Origin of the sequence: Micromonospora sp. NPDC049044 (genome assembly GCF_040649215.1) — a bacterium.
In the GTDB taxonomy this organism is placed as follows: Bacteria; Actinomycetota; Actinomycetes; order Mycobacteriales; family Micromonosporaceae; genus Micromonospora.
In genome coordinates this window covers 37968-49746 of sequence record NZ_JBEZFA010000037.1, presented here as the reverse complement: position 1 = coordinate 49746, position 11779 = coordinate 37968, and the positions used below count along the sequence as shown (strand labels likewise).

General features: G+C 72.6%; 14 protein-coding genes. 12 read left to right on the top strand and 2 right to left on the bottom strand.

All coding sequences use genetic code 11. The features are described 5' to 3' along the window. Nucleotides 1-8 precede the first annotated feature (8 nt). The 7 genes from AB0B85_RS26145 (at nt 9) to AB0B85_RS26115 (ending at nt 6228) form a co-directional block, all read left to right on the top strand. On the top strand, nt 9-911 hold the full coding sequence (locus AB0B85_RS26145) for a sulfotransferase domain-containing protein (protein WP_357411623.1): 903 nt from the start codon (nt 9-11) through the stop codon (nt 909-911). Next, nucleotides 908-2170, top strand: coding sequence for a hypothetical protein (locus AB0B85_RS26140; protein ID WP_357411610.1), 1263 nt, complete (start codon nt 908-910; stop codon nt 2168-2170). Before AB0B85_RS26145 ends, AB0B85_RS26140 begins: the two co-directional genes overlap by 4 nt. Nucleotides 2171-2381: 211 nt before the next feature. Then, nucleotides 2382-2861 (top strand): UDP-N-acetylglucosamine--LPS N-acetylglucosamine transferase, encoded by a 480-nt coding sequence (locus tag AB0B85_RS26135; protein WP_357411609.1) that lies wholly within the window; start codon nt 2382-2384, stop codon nt 2859-2861. Continuing rightward, nucleotides 2858-3526, top strand: coding sequence for a glycosyltransferase (locus AB0B85_RS26130; protein WP_357411608.1), 669 nt, complete (start codon nt 2858-2860; stop codon nt 3524-3526). The genes AB0B85_RS26135 and AB0B85_RS26130 overlap by 4 nt, the downstream gene beginning before the upstream one ends. After that, the gene (locus AB0B85_RS26125; RefSeq protein ID WP_357411607.1) at nt 3523-4446 is read left to right on the top strand and encodes a glycosyltransferase family A protein; all 924 of its coding nucleotides are present in this window, start codon (nt 3523-3525) and stop codon (nt 4444-4446) included. Before AB0B85_RS26130 ends, AB0B85_RS26125 begins: the two co-directional genes overlap by 4 nt. A 100-nt stretch (nt 4447-4546) precedes the next feature. Next, complete coding sequence (gene aroC / locus AB0B85_RS26120; protein ID WP_357411606.1) at nt 4547-5725, top strand: chorismate synthase; 1179 nt, start codon at nt 4547-4549, stop codon at nt 5723-5725. After that, nucleotides 5725-6228, top strand: coding sequence for a shikimate kinase (locus tag AB0B85_RS26115; RefSeq protein WP_357411605.1), 504 nt, complete (start codon nt 5725-5727; stop codon nt 6226-6228). Before aroC ends, AB0B85_RS26115 begins: the two co-directional genes overlap by 1 nt. Nucleotides 6229-6256: 28 nt before the next feature. Here the strand turns inward: AB0B85_RS26115 and AB0B85_RS26110 are convergent, their stop codons facing one another. Beyond that, complete coding sequence (locus tag AB0B85_RS26110) at nt 6257-6985, bottom strand: alpha/beta hydrolase (protein WP_357411604.1); 729 nt, start codon at nt 6983-6985, stop codon at nt 6257-6259. Between the two features lie 79 nt (nt 6986-7064). Between AB0B85_RS26110 and AB0B85_RS26105 the strand changes: the two genes are divergently transcribed. The 5 genes from AB0B85_RS26105 (at nt 7065) to nusB (ending at nt 10988) form a co-directional block, all read left to right on the top strand. Continuing rightward, nucleotides 7065-8063 (top strand): YafY family protein, encoded by a 999-nt coding sequence (locus AB0B85_RS26105; RefSeq protein ID WP_357411603.1) that lies wholly within the window; start codon nt 7065-7067, stop codon nt 8061-8063. A 10-nt stretch (nt 8064-8073) separates the two neighbouring features. After that, the gene (gene aroB / locus AB0B85_RS26100; RefSeq protein WP_357411602.1) at nt 8074-9153 is read left to right on the top strand and encodes a 3-dehydroquinate synthase; all 1080 of its coding nucleotides are present in this window, start codon (nt 8074-8076) and stop codon (nt 9151-9153) included. Beyond that, complete coding sequence (gene aroQ / locus AB0B85_RS26095; protein ID WP_357411601.1) at nt 9150-9581, top strand: type II 3-dehydroquinate dehydratase; 432 nt, start codon at nt 9150-9152, stop codon at nt 9579-9581. Before aroB ends, aroQ begins: the two co-directional genes overlap by 4 nt. Nucleotides 9582-9996: 415 nt before the next feature. Next, the gene (efp, locus tag AB0B85_RS26090) at nt 9997-10554 is read left to right on the top strand and encodes an elongation factor P (RefSeq protein ID WP_007458344.1); all 558 of its coding nucleotides are present in this window, start codon (nt 9997-9999) and stop codon (nt 10552-10554) included. Between the two features lie 23 nt (nt 10555-10577). Then, a complete protein-coding gene (nusB, locus tag AB0B85_RS26085) occupies nt 10578-10988 on the top strand; it encodes a transcription antitermination factor NusB (protein ID WP_203176905.1) in 411 nt (136 codons plus the stop codon). Between the two features lie 75 nt (nt 10989-11063). Here nusB and AB0B85_RS26080 read toward each other — a convergent pair whose 3' ends face one another. Continuing rightward, nucleotides 11064-11552 (bottom strand): transcriptional regulator, encoded by a 489-nt coding sequence (locus AB0B85_RS26080; protein WP_007458348.1) that lies wholly within the window; start codon nt 11550-11552, stop codon nt 11064-11066. Between the last annotated feature and the right edge of the window lie 227 nt (nt 11553-11779).

Sequence of the window (11779 nt, the reverse complement as noted above, 5' to 3'; positions counted from 1 at the left end):
GGTCCGTCGTGGCGTCCATCCGTGACCGGGTCAAGCAGTTGGTCCCGACCCAGGTGACAGTCCGGGTCAAGGAGTCCCTTGTGGACTACGGGGTCCGCACGAGTGACCGGCGGCCCCTGCCGGACTTCTTGATCATCGGCACGAAACGGGGCGGCACCACCTCCCTGTGGAACTACCTCATCCAGCATCCGCTCGTGCCCCGCCTCTTTCCGGCGTGGAACACGAAGTCGGCGCACTACTTCGAGGAGCACTGGGGGCGCGGCGAGGCGTGGTACCGCTCGCACTTCCCGACCCAGCGCCACCGCGATGCCCTGTCGAAGCGGCACGGCGGGCCGGTCCGGGTCGGCGAGGCCGCCCCGCTGTACATGTTCCACCCGCTCGCCGCGCAGCGGGTCGCCGCGCTGCTGCCCGGAGTGAAGCTGATCGTGCTCCTGCGGGATCCGGTGGAGCGGGCGTACTCGCACTGGAAGGAGCGCCGCACGCACGGCATCGAGCCGCTGGACTTCGCCGCCGCGCTGGCCGCCGAGCCGGAGCGCACGGCGGGGGAGCGGGAGCGGCTGATCGCCGAGCCGGAGTCGTTCAGCGAGGCGTACGACTGGTACACGTACCGGGCGCGGGGGCGCTACCTGGAGCACCTGGAGCCGTGGTTGGCGCTTTTCGACAGGCAGCAGATCCTCTTCCTGCCCAGCGAGGATCTCTACCGCGACTCCCGGGCGACCTATCGGCGCACCCTGGACTTCCTCGGGCTGCCGGCGTACGACCTGCCCGACTTCAAGGTCTACAACGACCGACGCTCGGCCCCGCTGGAGCCGGCGCTGCGCGCCGAGTTGACCGACTACTACCGGCCGCACAACGACGCGTTGCGTGAGCGGCTCGGGCTGGACCTCGACTGGGCGGACCGGCCGGCGTGACGACGCGGGTGGGCCCGAGCACCGACCCCCGGGCCCGGGTGGACGGTCTGGGCTGGGTGAGCCGGGCGGTCTTCCCGGATGAGCGGGTGAACCTGACAGTGGGCGGCGGCGCACCAGCCGGACACCGGGCGGTGGCCCGGTACGCGGTGGTGCCGTCGGTCGCCCGGGCCCGGTTCCTGGTGCCGTTGGGCGCTCCGCGGGCCGGGGCGGCGTCGCTGTTGGCGTACAACGCGTTACGACCGCCGAAGGTGCGCGCGCTGCGGGCGGTGCTCGGCGGGCTGGCCCGGCTCGGTGCGGTGGGGCTCGCGCCCTTTCCGACGTTGACAGTGTCGGTGCCCGTCGGTGCGACGGCGGCGGAGTTGCTGCTTGCCGAGCGGCTCGCGGCCGAGCTGGGCGGCACGCCGCTGCTGGCCGCGTGCGGGGTCCGACCGCCCGACCCGAACGGCAAGCCCACCCTGCAACTCTTCACCGTCGACGGTCGGCCGTACGGCTACGCGAAGATCGGCTGGAACGACGCGACCCGGGCGCTTGTCACAGCTGAGGCGGCGGCGCTGCGGGCGCTGCGGGCGGTGACAGGTGTCGCCGACCACCCGACACCGCCGCGGCTGCTCGCCGAGACGGCGTGGGCGGGCCAGGTGGTCGCGGTGATCGAGCCACTGCCACCCGCGGTACGCGGGGTGCCGGTCGACGACCCGCCCCGGATCGCGGCGCTGCTCGCTGTCGCCCGGCGGGGCGGCCCGCCGTCCCCGCCCCGGGCACTGGCCGGGTCGACGTTCCTGACCCGCCTGGCCGGGCAGGCCGAGCGGGCCGCCGCGGCCGAGGAGAGCGGCGCGCGGGCGGTCGCCGCGGTCGCCGCGCTGGCTCGCCGGCACGGCGACACGAGTGTCGAGTTCGGCCACTGGCACGGTGACTGGGTGCCCTGGAACCTCGGCCGGCACGACGGCCGGCTGGTCGCCTGGGACTGGGAGCACAGTGCGGCGGACGTGCCGGTCGGGTTCGACCTGGCGCACGACGCGTTCCAGCGGGCCCTGGTGCTGCGGGGCGAGACGGCCGCCGTCGCGGCGTCGGCAGTCGACGCGTACCTGGACCGGCACGGCGACCGACTCGGGCTCGGCGCGTCACAACGCCGGCTGGTCGCCGACGCGTACCTGGTGGAGATGTGGTTGCGGACCTGGCGGCTGGCCGATGCGGGCGCGGGCTGGAACCCCGCGCTGCATCCCGCACTCTTGGACGTCATCGAGAAAAGACATAGCGGCTGATCCGGCGGAATCACGACGTCGGGTACGCCGAAGAGTGACGACAAAATCGCAGGTGGTGATAACGATCGATGGGCCTCGGACGTCCGACGCGTCCGAGCGCCGGGGGCAGAGATCGATGCTCGTCCGGTTGCGCTATTCAACGACCGGAGAACGTGTGATCTGCTTCTGCGTGGCGTGAACTGGAATTCCAAGCGAACTTGTGGGGAGTCGCGTGGACACGAAGAACGACGACGATGCCGCGCCAGTGCTTCTGCTGGTCGGCTCCAGCGGCGGCCATCTGGCCCAACTACTCGCCCTGCGGCCCTGGTACGAACGGTGGCGGCGCTGCTGGGTCACCTTCGACACCCCCGAGGCGGTGTCCCTGCTGACCGGCGAGGACCTGGTGCCGGCGCACCACCCGACCACCCGCAACATCCCGAACCTGCTGCGCAACGCGTTGCTGGCCTGGCGGGTGCTGCGGTCCCGGCGGGTCGCGGCGGTGGTCACCACCGGCGCCGGGGTGGCGGTGCCGTTCGTGGTGCTGGCCCGGCTGTGGCGCATCCCGACCGTCTACATCGAGGTGTACGACCGGATCGACACCCCGACGATGACCGCCCGGCTCTGCCGGCCGTTTCTGTCCGCGATGCTCGTGCAGTGGGACGAGCAGCGCCGGCAGTACCCGGAGGCCACCGTCGTCGGGACGCTGCTGTGACGGGGGAGGCCGGCACCGCCCGGCGTCCGCAACCCGGGTCGACCGGCGAGCAGCCCCGGCTGCCGCGCCAGCGCGACAGCTCGACAGGTCACCTCGGCCTGCTGGTCGCGGTCGGCACCGACAAACACCCCTTCGACCGGCTCGTCGACTGGTTGGCGCAGTGGCACGCGCAGGCCGCCGACCAGGTCGGGCTGACGGTGCAGCACGGGCACACCCGGGCTCCGCAGCTGCCCGGCGCGGTGCCCTTCCTCGGCCACGACGCGCTGCAACAGGCAATGGGCGAGGCCGACCTGGTGGTCTGCCACGGCGGCCCGGCCACCATTCTGGAGGCCCGCCGGCACGGCCACCTGCCCATCGTGGTGCCCCGTGACCCGGCCCGTGGTGAGCACGTCGACGACCACCAGTTGCTGTTCGCCCGCCGGCTCGGCGCCGCCGGCCTGGTCGCGCTCTGCGAGACCCGGGAGGCGCTGCACGGCGCGTTGGCCGCCGGGTTGGCCGACCCGTCCCGGTACGCGGTGGCCCACGACCCGCAGGCGCACCAGGCACAACGGGCGGCGGTGGCCCGGGTCGGGCGGATCGTCGACGACCTGGTGGCCCGCTCGACCCCGCGCCCACCGCGGCGGGCCTGGTCCCGGCCGCGCCCGGGTGCGAAGGAGATCCGATGACCCACCAGCCCAGCGTCAGCGTCGTGGTACCCACCCGGGACCGCCCCGAGCTGCTGCGCTCCGCGGTCCGCGCGATCCTCGCGCAGGACTACCCGGGCCCGATCGAGGTAGTGGTGGTGTTCGACCAGTCCGTGCCGGACGAGTCGCTCACCGAGCTGGGCAGCGGCCCGACCCGGGCGGTGCGGGTGATCGGCAACAGCCGTACCCCGGGGCTGGCCGGGGCCCGCAACAGCGGCACCCTCGCCGGCACGGGTGAGCTTGTCGCGTTCTGCGACGACGACGACGAGTGGCTGCCCGGCAAGCTGGCCGTGCAGGTCGACGCGCTGGCCGCCGACCCGGGGGCCGAGTTCGTCTGCTGCGGCATCCGGGTCAGTTATGACGGGCACACCGTCGACCGGGTGCTGGACCAGGACCGGATCAGCCTGGACGACCTGCTGCGCGACCGGTTGACCGAGCTGCACCCGTCGACCTTCCTGATCCGTGCCAGCGCGCTGCGCGACGGGTTCGGGCTGGTCGACGAGGAGATCCCGGGCAGCTACGCGGAGGACTACGAGTTCCTGCTGCGGGCGGCACGCAGCGCGCCGCTGATCAATCTGCGGACGCCCTCGGTGCTGGTGCGCTGGCACAAGCGCTCGTACTTCTCGCAGCGCTGGGACACCATCTCCGAGGCGCTGCAGTGGCTGCTGCGGCGCTACCCCGAGTTCGCCGGCCAGCCGGCCGGTGCGGCCCGGGTCGCCGGTCAGATCGCGTTCGCCCAGGCCGCCGCCGGCAACCGCCGGGGTGCGCTGCGGTGGGCCCGGCGCACCCTGCGCAGCAATCCCCGCGAGCCGCGCGCCTACCTGGCCCTCGCCGTCGCCGGTCGGGTGGTGCGGGCCGACGCGGTGCTGCGCACCCTGCACAAGCGCGGTCGGGGGATCTGACCTGCCGCCGGTGCCCGCCCGAGCGGGCGCCGGCGTCCGCAGGGCGGGACGCGGCGGGCAGCGTGCCGGGTCGGTGGCACGCCGTGACAGACTGACCGCCGTGTTGCGTTGGTTGACTGCAGGTGAATCGCACGGTCCCGCCCTCGTCGCGATGCTGGAGGGGGTGCCGGCCGGCATTGAGGTGACCACCACCGAGATCGCCGACGAGCTGGCCCGTCGACGGCTGGGCTACGGTCGGGGTGCCCGGATGGCGTTCGAGCGAGACGAGGTCGAGCTGCTCGGCGGGCTGCGGCACGGCGTCACGCTGGGCAGCCCGGTGGCGATCCGGGTGGGCAACTCCGAGTGGCCGAAGTGGCAGACAGTGATGGCCGCCGACCCGGTCGACCCCGACGAGCTGGCCCGGCAGGCCCGCAACGCCCCGCTCACCCGTCCGCGGCCGGGCCACGCCGACCTGGCCGGCATGCAGAAGTACGGCCACACCGACGCCCGGCCGATCCTGGAACGCGCCAGCGCCCGGGAGACCGCCGCCCGGGTGGCCGTCGGCACCGTCGCCAAGGCGTTGATCCGGCAGGCACTCGGCATCGAGATCGTCTCGCACGTCGTCGAGCTGGGCCCGGTGGCCGCGAAGCCCGGGCTGCGTCCGGTGCCGTCCGACGCTGCCCGGATCGACGCCGACCCGCTGCGCTGCCTCGACCCGGAGGCCAGCGCGCTGATGGTCGCCGAGGTCGACGCGGCGAAGAAGGCCGCCGACACCCTCGGGGGTGTGGTCGAGGTGCTGGCGTACGGGGTGCCGCCGGGGTTGGGCAGCCACGTGCAGTGGGATCGCAAACTCGACGCCCGGCTGGCGACCGCGTTGATGTCCATCCAGGCGATCAAGGGCGTGGAGATCGGCGACGGCTGGCAGCAGGCCCGATCCCGGGGCTCGGAGGCGCACGACGAGATCATTCCGTCGGCGACCGGGGTCCGCCGGGTCACCGACCGGGCCGGCGGGCTGGAGGGCGGCATCACCACCGGCGAGCCGTTGCGGGTCCGTGCCGCGATGAAGCCGATCTCCTCGCTGAACCGGGCGCTGGCCACCGTGGACATCACCACCGGCGAGCCGGCCACCGCGATCAACCAGCGCTCCGACGTCTGCGCGGTGCCCGCCGCGGCGGTGGTCGCCGAGGCGATGGTGGCGCTGGTGCTCGCCGAGGCGGCGACCGAGAAGTTCGGCGGGGACTCGATCGCCGAGATCCGCCGCAACCTGGCCGGCTACCTCGACGCGCTGGTGATCCGCTGATGGCACCTGTCGTCGTGCTGGTCGGCGTGCCCGGCTGCGGCAAGACCACGGTCGGCCGGGCGCTCGCCGCCACCCTCGGTGTGGAGTTCCGCGACACCGACATCGACATCGAGCAGATGGCCGGCAAGCCGATTCCGGAGATCTTCGTCGACGAGGGTGAGGCGCACTTCCGTACCCTGGAACGGGCTGCGGTGGCGGCGGCGCTGGCTGGCGGCACGGGTGTGCTCGCGCTCGGCGGCGGCGCGGTGTTGGCCGAGGAGACGCGGGCCGCGTTGATCGGGCACCGGGTGGTGCACCTCTCGGTGGAGCTGCCGGACGCGGTGAAGCGGGTCGGGTTGGGCGCCGGCCGGCCGCTGCTGGCGATCAACCCGCGCGCCACCCTGAAACACCTGATGGACCAGCGCCGGCCGCTTTACCGCGAGGTCGCCACGGCGACGGTGACCACCGACGGTAAGACCCCGGCGGCGGTCGTCGCCGAGGTCGCCGCCCTGTTACAGAGCTGACCGGCCCGGTCGCGGCGGTCCCGGCCGCTCAGCCGCGGGCGATCAGGCCGAGGACGTCGGCAAGCGCCTTCGGCTCGCTGAGCATCGGCCAGTGCCCGGTGGGCACCTCGTGCAGTTGTCCGTCGGCCAGCCCGGTGAAGAACGGGTGCCGCTGGTCGATCATGTCCCGCACCACGTCGAGCGGAAAGGTGCTGGCCACCAGCGCCGTCGGCACCTGCCGCCCGCCGGTGCGACGTACCGGGTCGGTGGCGGTCCGCAGGGGCTGGGCGGTGGCCCGGGTCCGCAGCAGGGCCAGCGTCGGCTCGTCCAGCCCGGCGAGGTTCACCGGGTCGGCGAGCGGATCCCAGGCCGGCGGCGGCAACAGGTGGCCGTCGCCGATCGCGACCCGCAGTCGCCGCTGCTCCTCCGGCGGCACGGTGTCGAACTGCGCGGTGCCGTCGGGTAGCGGCCCGCTCTCCACGTAGATCACCCGGGCGATCCGGTCCGGGATGCGGTCCGCCACCTGGGCGACCGGCATGCCGCCGCCGGAATGCCCGACCAGCAGTACGTCGCGCAGGTCCTCCACCTCGATGAGCCGGACGATGTCCGTGGTGTGCGTCTCCAGGCTCACCTGCGGCCCGGCCAGGTGGTCGCGTTCGGCCAACCCGGTGAGCGTCATCGGGTAGACGTCGTGGCCCTGCGCCCGCAGGGTCCCGGTCACCTCCCGCCACGCCCAGGCGCCCAACCAGAACCCCGGTACCAGCACGTACGTTGCCATCTGTCGCTCCTTCTCTCGGTTACCGGAAGAACGTACGATCGAATCCGGACAGAATCCGCCCGGTTTCGAGGAGTGGTCCGTGACACATCCCGCCGGCCGGGTGCTGGCCCTGCTGGAGCTGCTCCAGGCCCGGCACCGCGCGACCGCCGCCGAGCTGGCCGAGCGGCTCGGCGTCGACGAACGGACCGTGCGCCGATACGCGGCCACCCTCGTCGAGCTGGGCATCCCGGTCACCGCGGACCGGGGGCGAAACGGCGGCTACCGGCTGCACCCCGGCTACAAGTTGCCGCCGCTGATGCTCACCGACGACGAGGCGGTGGCCGTGCTGCTCGGTTTGGTCGTCGCGGAGCGCGTCGGGCTGGCCACCGAGCAGCCCGCCACGGCCACGGCCCTCGCGAAGATCCGTCGGGTGCTGCCGGCGGCGCTCGCCGACCGGCTCGCGGCCGTGCAGGAGCACCTCGGTTTCACGCTGCGACGTCCCGAGCCGGAGCTGCGGCCGGCGTCGGGCACCCTGCTCGCCCTGGCCGCGGCGGCCCGCCACCGGCAACGGGTGGCCCTGGACTACCGCTCCTGGCGGGGCGAGCGGTCCCACCGGGAGCTCGACCCGTACGGCCTGGTCTTCCACTCCGGCCGGTGGTACGTGACGGGCCACGACCACCGGCGCGGGGAGGTCCGCACGTTCCGGCTGGACCGCGTCGGCGCGGTGTTGCCCGGCACTGCGACGTTCACCGTCCCGGCGGGTTTCGACCCGGTGGCCCGGGTGACCCGGTCGCTTGCCGGCGTGCCCTACCCGCACGAGGTCGAGGTGCTCCTGGAGACCGACCTGGACACGGCCCGGCGCCGCATCCCGCCCAGCGTGGCCGAGCTGACCGTCACCGCCGCGGGAGTGCTGCTGAAGGCCCGGGCGGAGAGCCTGCCCGGGATGGCCGCGCTGCTCGCCGGTCTGGGCTGCCCGTTCACGGTGCGGCACCCGGAGGCGCTGCGCGCCGCGGTGGCCGAGCACGCCCGCCTGCTCGCCGACTGGGCGGCCCGGCCAGCAGGTGGACGGACGCCCGCGCCGCGTGGCCCGCTGGACTAGGCTGCCGGCGATGGACGAGGTGACCCGGATTCCGGTCGGCGGCGAGCGGCCGTACGACGTGTTGGTGGGACGTGACCTGCAGGGCGCGTTGCCCGGCCTGCTGCCCGGCGCGAGCCGGGCGGCGGTGCTGCACGCGCCCCCGCTCAAGACCCTGTCGGACGCGCTCGGCGAGCGGCTGCGCGCCGCCGGCATCGAGCCGCTGCTGATCGAGGTGCCGGACGCCGAGTCGGGCAAGCAGATCGAGGTGGCGGCCGGCTGCTGGGACCGGCTCGGCGCGGCCGGCTTCACCCGCACCGACGCGGTGGTCGGGGTGGGCGGCGGCGCGGTGACCGACCTGGCCGGCTTCGTCGCGGCCTGCTGGTTGCGCGGGGTGCGCTGGGTGCCGGTGGCGACCTCGCTGCTGGGCATGGTGGACGCGGCGGTGGGCGGCAAGACGGGCATCAACACGGCGGCCGGCAAGAACCTGGTGGGCGCGTTCCACCCGCCGGTCGGGGTGCTCGCCGACCTGACCACCCTGGACAGCCTGCCCGCTGTCGACCTGGCGGCCGGGCTCGCCGAGGTGGTCAAGTGCGGGTTCATCGCCGATCCGGTGATTCTGGACCTGGTCGAGCGTGATCCGGTGGCCGCCACCGACGCGGGCGGGCCGGTGACGCGGGAGCTGATCGAGCGGGCGATCCGGGTCAAGGCCGACGTGGTCACCGGTGACCTGCGCGAGTCTGGTGTGCGGGAGGTGCTCAACTACGGTCACACCCTGGCCCACGCCATCGAGCAGAACGAGGGCTACCGCTGGCGGCACGGCCACGCCGTCGCGGTCGGCCTGGTCTACGCGGCCACGCTGGCCCGGCTCGCCGGCCGGCTGGACGCGCCGACAGCCGACCGGCACCGGGCCACGGTGAGCGCGCTCGGCCTGCCGGTGAGCTACCCGGCCGACGCCTGGCCGCAGTTGTTGGCCGCGATGCGGGTCGACAAGAAGACCCGGGGCAGTCGGCTGCGCTTCGTGGTGCTCGACGGGCTGGCCCGACCGGCGATGTTGGAGGGCCCGGACGACGCGTTGCTGGAGGCCGCGTACCGGGAGGTGTCCGCCTCGTGAGGGTGTACGTCCTCAACGGGCCGAACCTGGGCCGGCTGGGCACCCGGGAGCCCGAGGTGTACGGCGCGACCACCTACGCCGATCTGGTGGAGCTCTGCGCGGCCACCGGCCGGGAGCTGGGGCTGGACGTGACGGTCCGGCAGACCGACGCCGAGCACGAACTGCTCGGCTGGCTGCACGCCGCCGCCGACGAGGCGGCCGCGGTGGTGCTCAACCCGGCTGCCTGGTCGCACTACTCGTACGCGGTGCGCGACGCGTGCGCCATGTTGCGGGCGCCGTTGGTGGAGGTGCACCTGTCGAACATCCACGCCCGGGAGCAGTTCCGGCACCATTCGGTGGTGTCCGCGGTGGCGACCGGGGTGATCTGCGGCCTCGGCATCGACGGCTATCGCCTCGCTCTGCATCACCTGGCCGCCCGGGGCGGCTGACCACCGGCTTCCGGCCCGCCCATTCCGGCCGGCTGTGACAAATCACCGATTGTGAGCGTTAACGTTTTCCGTTGGCAGGTGACCCGGCGCCCTGCGCCCGGTGGCGGAGTGCCTGCCCGCTTCGCCCCTTTGCCCTGCTCTGTCCGGTGCGATAGCGCTGTGAGCTGCGACTTTGTGTGTCGCATCGGGTTGGGGCGGCTGGCCGGCCGGCACGCTGGGTCACCGGTGGGCGGGTCGACGCAGCGCAACGGGTCCGAACGGTGGAGTCGACACCCCTCCAGCGGGTCACTGTGTGTTACCTCCGTGGGCGTCGATGGCCGCTGGTCGACCCCCGCCCACGTACGGCAGTCGGCAGGTCTTGGCGCAGCTAGTAGACTCGTCAGGTCTGTCCGCCAATTGATGATCAAGGCAGGAAATGGCCTCCACCAACGACCTCAAAAACGGCCTGGTACTCAACCTGGACGGCGAGCTCTGGGCTGTCGTCGAGTTCCAGCACGTCAAGCCCGGTAAGGGTGGTGCCTTCGTGCGCACCACGCTGAAGAACGTGCTGTCCGGGAAGGTGGTCGACAAGACCTTCAACGCGGGCACCAAGGTCGAAACCGCGACCGTTGACAAGCGCACGATGCAATACCTGTACGCCGACGGTGAGGACTTCGTCTTCATGGATCTGGAGACGTTCGACCAGATCACCGTGCCCGGCGGCACCGTCGGCGAGGCAGCCAACTACCTGCTGCCCGAGGCGGAGGCGACCGTCGCCCAGCACGAGGGTGTGCCGCTCTACATCGAGCTGCCCACGAGCGTCGTGCTGGAGGTCACCTACACCGAGCCCGGCCTGCAGGGCGACCGCTCGACCGGCGGCACCAAGCCGGCGACCGTGGAGACCGGTGCCACAGTGCCGGTGCCGCTGTTCATCACCACCGGTGAGAAGATCAAGGTCGACACCCGCGACGGCCGTTACCTCGGCCGCGCCTGATGGCTGAGGGTGCCAAGCAGCAGATGCCGGCGCGCCGCAAGGCGCGCAAGCGGGCGCTGGATGTCCTCTACGAGGCTGACCTGCGGGACAAGCCTCCGGTGGAGGTGCTGGCCGGCTACGTGCAGCGGATCGAGCAGCCCCGACCGGAGCACCTCGGCTACGCGGTGAGCCTGGTCGAGGGGGTTGCCGAGCACCTCAATCGGATCGACGAGCTGATCGCCAGCTATGCCGAGGGTTGGACGCTTGAACGGATGCCGGTCGTCGACCGGAATCTGGCCCGGATCGCCGTCTACGAGCTGCTCTACGTCGACGAGATCGACGACGCGGTGGCGATCAGTGAGGCCGTGGAGCTGGCCCGGCAGATGTCCACTGACGATTCGCCGCGCTTCCTCAACGGGGTGCTCGGCCGGATCGCCGAGTACGCCACCCGCTGAACGGCGCAGCACCGCACGCCGTAACCGGAAAGGGCCCGTGCCAGGTGGCACGGGCCCTTTCGGTACAGCGACAGCTCAGGAGGCGAAGAACGCCCGCGGGTCGGCCACCAGCACACCGTGCTCGGTGAGACGCTCGATCAAACCCGACGGCGAGGCGTCGTAGACGATCGCGAGCGCCCGCAGGTCGTCGGCGCGGATCGAGAGCACCCGGCCGTTGTAGTCACCACGCTGCTGCTGGATGGCGCGGGCGTAGCGGGCGACGTAGGCCAGGTCCTCGGAGGCCTCGTCGTAGAGCCGCTCCAGGTCCAGAACGATCTTGCTGGTGGGCTCGTGCCGGACACCACTGCCGTCAGGCAGCAGCTCCGAAACGGGGACCCGGTAGAACTCGGCCAACTCGGCCAGACGGGACACCGTCACGGCCCGGTCGCCGCGCTCGTACGAGCCGACCACCACGGCCTTCCACCGCCCATTCGACTTCTCCTCCACACCCTGCAGGGAAAGACCCTGCTGCTGGCGGATGGAGCGCAGGCGGGCGCCCAGAGACTTGGCGTATTCAGAGGGCATTCGGACACTCCCAGTGCTGCTCGGGGTTCTCCCGTCGATCGCTACGGAGCGTGACGGTACGGGGAATGCGACACCTGGTCAAGTGGTCGGGACCCGACCGTTGGGGAGCGTCCGGGAAGTTATCCCCATTTCCTGGTCCTGATCCGATGGTCAGCGGCCGCCGTCCATCGGCCCGGTGACCACTGGTAACGTGGCGTGAAGCCCCGGTCAGGTCCGCTGCGCGGTCC